This window comes from Pseudopedobacter sp. (genome assembly GCF_040392825.1).
GTDB lineage: Bacteria > Bacteroidota > Bacteroidia > Sphingobacteriales > Sphingobacteriaceae > Pseudopedobacter.
The window spans coordinates 1-4,130 of the sequence record NZ_JBEBVH010000312.1 but is presented as its reverse complement, the minus strand read 5'-3'; the positions used below and the strand labels follow the sequence as shown (position 1 = coordinate 4,130).

The 4,130-nt window shown below is 38.7% G+C and carries 3 protein-coding genes; 1 reads left to right on the top strand and 2 read right to left on the bottom strand.

All coding sequences use genetic code 11. The annotated features are described in order from the left end of the window. The coding region (locus tag ABWO41_RS16050) for a TIM-barrel domain-containing protein (RefSeq protein ID WP_353140213.1) at positions 1-1,619 on the bottom strand (1,619 nt) is incomplete at its 3' end. A 179-nt stretch (positions 1,620-1,798) separates the two neighbouring features. On the opposite strand from ABWO41_RS16050, the gene ABWO41_RS16045 reads away from it, so the two are divergent. After that, complete coding sequence (locus ABWO41_RS16045) at positions 1,799-2,656, top strand: endonuclease/exonuclease/phosphatase family protein (protein WP_353140211.1); 858 nt, start codon at positions 1,799-1,801, stop codon at positions 2,654-2,656. A gap of 396 nt (positions 2,657-3,052) precedes the next feature. On the opposite strand, the gene ABWO41_RS16040 is transcribed toward ABWO41_RS16045, so the two are convergent. Beyond that, the gene (locus ABWO41_RS16040; protein WP_502945661.1) at positions 3,053-4,093 is read right to left on the bottom strand and encodes a formylglycine-generating enzyme family protein; all 1,041 of its coding nucleotides are present in this window, start codon (positions 4,091-4,093) and stop codon (positions 3,053-3,055) included. Positions 4,094-4,130: the final 37 nt, after the last annotated feature.

Here is a 4,130-nt window from a genome sequence, read left to right as displayed (position 1 = left end):
AAACCTTCTTCCAGTCCCATTCCTCTGAAAGGGGGCATACCTTCATAATGGTATCTCGCAAAGGCAGAATACCAATAAGGCATCATCTGCATTCTCAACAATGCGAATTTCTTTACATCGGCTTCAACTTCCGGATAAGACCATGGTTTTGTTCCGCTTGCCCAGGCATTAATCATTGCCATTGGAGAAAATACATTGGATTGAAATCTTCTCAACCATTCCTCTCCACTTTTTGACGCTCTAACTTCGGGAGTCCATAAAACGCCGGCGAAACCACTATTAATTAACGCTGTAATAAAATCCTGATGATTATAGTAATCATTATAAATTACGTAGGGGAACGATGTGCCACCTCCGTTAGATGCCCTTACCAATCCAAATGTTCTTTCATTACGCTGTTTATAAAGTTCCGCACTGTATCTTTGAACCAATAAACCATAAGTTTGCCTCATTTGCTCTGCACTCAACCCGGAAGGGAATTTGGCAACGTCGGGCCATAAGTAGAAATCATAACCATCCACTTCATCAATTTTATAGCCGCTTACCCCTCTTTCAATTTGATCTTTTAACAATTGATTGAAGAAAGGCTTCCTTGCTTCTGCCATTGTAAAATCTGGCACCAGCCCTAACCAAACTGTATGCGAACTTGTATATGGCTTTATTTCTTTATAAAATGGGGCATCTGGCGAAATGTAGGGATTAATCCATAGATTCAGACGAATCCCCCGATCTTTCATTTTCTTCACAAATGATGCTGGATCGGGAAATCTGTTTTTATCCCACGAAAAAGTCCCCGGATAAGCTTTGCTCTGCCAACCTGGCTCTAAACCCACAAAATCTAAGGGATAACCTTTTTTCTTAAAATCGTTAACTTCTTTTTCTACATCTTTATCTGTAAACCGGGTCATTACGCGCTGTGTGAAGCCCAAACCCCAACGCGGAGGCAGATATCCACCACCATTCAGTAAATTATATCTTTTGACCGCGTCTAGAGGTTGCGGTCCGCCAAAGACATAGACTTCTACTCCTTCTGCCGGAACTAAAATCTCTACAGCATCAGAATATGGTCTGGAACTCCATGATTTATCTGTGTTTCTATCTTTAGGTGTTGGAAAATTCTCGCTGTCTTTCCTAACTCCACTGCCTGCCCAGACTTTAATATAACGGGCAGAATTTATAAAAACGCCATATCCACTAGAGGAAACATAAAAAGGTGTCGGCGCATGCGTTCTACCGTTATCTTTGCCGCCATAATGGTCTACATGAAGTTCCAGTATTTTACCCCGCTGATGTACCGTCTGGAAATTCAAACCAAAACCATATAACTGCTCTTCCTTCTCTAACGGAAATCTCAAAAAAGTTTTTCCGTTATTTACTTCCATGCTGATACTTCCTTTAGCAAAAGGGAAAGAGACTTTCTCTGTCTTAGAAAGCGCATCTTTATTGGGTTGCGCTCCCGAAGCTTTCAACAAATCATAGGCCTCTGGTTTTCCTACAATTGTTTTCCATACACCGGGATAAATTTCAATCCAATCCGTTGTTTGTGCATTTGCATAATTACCAGTTATAATAAAAAATAACAGGTAACTTAATCTTATAAGCTTAGCTAAATAGTCCATTCAAATAACTTAAAATATCAACAGGGTTTTATACTCAAACAAATACAATAAACGCCTTTTTTCAATAATTTTCATTCAGCAATATTGTCTTTTCATTATACGCTATATGCTGGAAATAAAACAGAACGATGGCTTTCTATTCTTTAATCGTTAAATTTGTTATGCTAAAATTATCTGTTATGGTAAAACGGTTTATTGTTCTTATCTATATTTTAATAGGAACACATGCATTAAATGCACAGTCACTTGTAGTGGGTTCTTTTAACCTGAGGCTCGACATTCCAAAAATTGATGTAGGCAATGAATGGAGTAATCGAGCGCCGTTGGTAAGTTCTATTATTAAATTTTATGAATTTGATATTCTGGGAACTCAGGAAGGATTTGCAAATCAATTAGCAGATTTGCAAAAGACCTTACCCGATTATGGCGAATATGGTGTGGGACGCGATGACGGTAAAAATGCCGGAGAACAATCTGCCATATTTTATAGAAAAGATAAATATGATTTACTGGACAGTGGTAGTTTCTGGCTTTCTGAAACTCCTGAAAAACCAAGTTATGGATGGGATGCCCAAAAATACCGGAGAGTGTGTTCATGGGTATTGCTGAAAGATAAAAAAACAAAAAAGAAGTTCTATTTCTATAATGTACATTACGACCACGAAGCTAATATTGCCAGAAAAGAAAGCAGTAAATTGATTCTTCAAAGGATAAAAGAGAACAGTAAAGGCCTACCGGTAATTTTAACAGGCGACTTTAATGGAAACCGGGAAAGCGAATGGTATAAAGAATTGGCTCAATCTAACATTTTATTCGATAGTTATGATAAGGCTCCAATTCGTTTAGAAAATAATCCTAGTTACCAGGGTTACGGCAAAACAAATCTATTAGCTGGTAATGAGGTTATAGACCATATTTTTATTTCACCTGATTTTAGCGTTAAGAAATGGGGTATCCTGGCAGAAACTTTCCACGGGAAATATCCATCAGATCACTTTCCTGTTATTGCCTTCCTGGAATGGAAGTCTAAAAAATAATTGTAAGAAGATAGAAAAGCTATCTTCTTACATACCGGAATAAAATTTAGATTGCAATCCGCAACATGAATTTTTTATATCCTCCATTATTTTTCGCATATTAGTAACCACTTCTTTATGATAGGTTTAAAGTCTTAATTTATAACTCCACATATAGTCCACCTGTAGTCCACTTTTCATCCACCTATACCCCACTGTATCTGGCTTATTCCTTTAACTAATCCCTAAGTATTCCCGTACTATACCTCTATTCTAATCATCTCGCGTTTATACCCTGTCCAATCCAGGTATTCTTACAAAAAATTTCAGCAAACTTCCTATAAAAGGCCTTAGAAACTTACTGCTAATTTTACGTCCAAAAGAAGGATTAAGCCTTAATGGATAAAAATTCAAATCTTATCTTCTGACACACCGAAATCCCATATTACTGGTTCCCGAATCTGGCGAAGTCTTCATACGCCTTGCTACTCTATAGCCAGAGCAATAGCTATCGTTACACATAAAGGACCCACCTCTGGATACTTTTTTAGCTATATAAGGTTCATCCGGATCATAGCTATCAGCCGGTCCTTTAGGATTACTAATCCCGTTTGGTTGATTGGATGTCTGGTAATAATCATTTCTGTACCAATCTGAACACCACTCCCAAACGTTGCCTGCCATGTCATACAATCCGTATCCATTAGCCGCAAAAGATTTAACCGGCGCTAATCCGGTAAATCCGTCTTTTGCCGTATTCACATTTGGAAAGTGTCCCTCCCAGGAGTTCGCCTTAGCTTTTCCCTTACTGATATGCTCGTTACCCCAGGGATATATATTATTTATTAAACCACCTCTGGCTGCAAACTCCCATTCTGCTTCTGTTGGGAGATCTTTACCAGCCCATTTACAATATGCGATGGCATCGTCCCAACTAACATGAACAACCGGGAAATTTTCTTTTCCTTTAATATCACTATCAGGTCCTTCCGGGTGTCTCCAGCTAGCTCCCGGAACCCAGCTCCACCATTGCGCATAGTTATTTAAATCTACTGCCTGAGAAGGAGGTGTAAACACCAAAGAAGCAGCTACCAGTTTGCTATCATCAGGCTTTGGAGTTCCCGGAGGCAATTGTTTCTTGATCTCTTCCCAATCTGGTTTTTTTTCTGCTGTGGTTACATAACCTGTAGCTTCTACAAATTCAGCAAATTGGGCATTGGTTACTTCATGCTCGTCTATCCAGAATGGGGAAACAGTTACTTTATGTTTTGGATATTCGTCTTCACTGGCCTGATCGTTATCTGCTCCCATCATAAACGTCCCGCCTGGGATATATTTCATTCCAGCTTTCGAAGTATCTCCATTGAATTTTATATCGGCTTTTGTATCCGATGTAATGACAGTATCTGTCTCCGGGTTCTCTGTTTTGTTAGCAGAATTATTACATGCACCTAAGATTAGTGTGCTAACGAAACCATAAAAATATACTTTACGA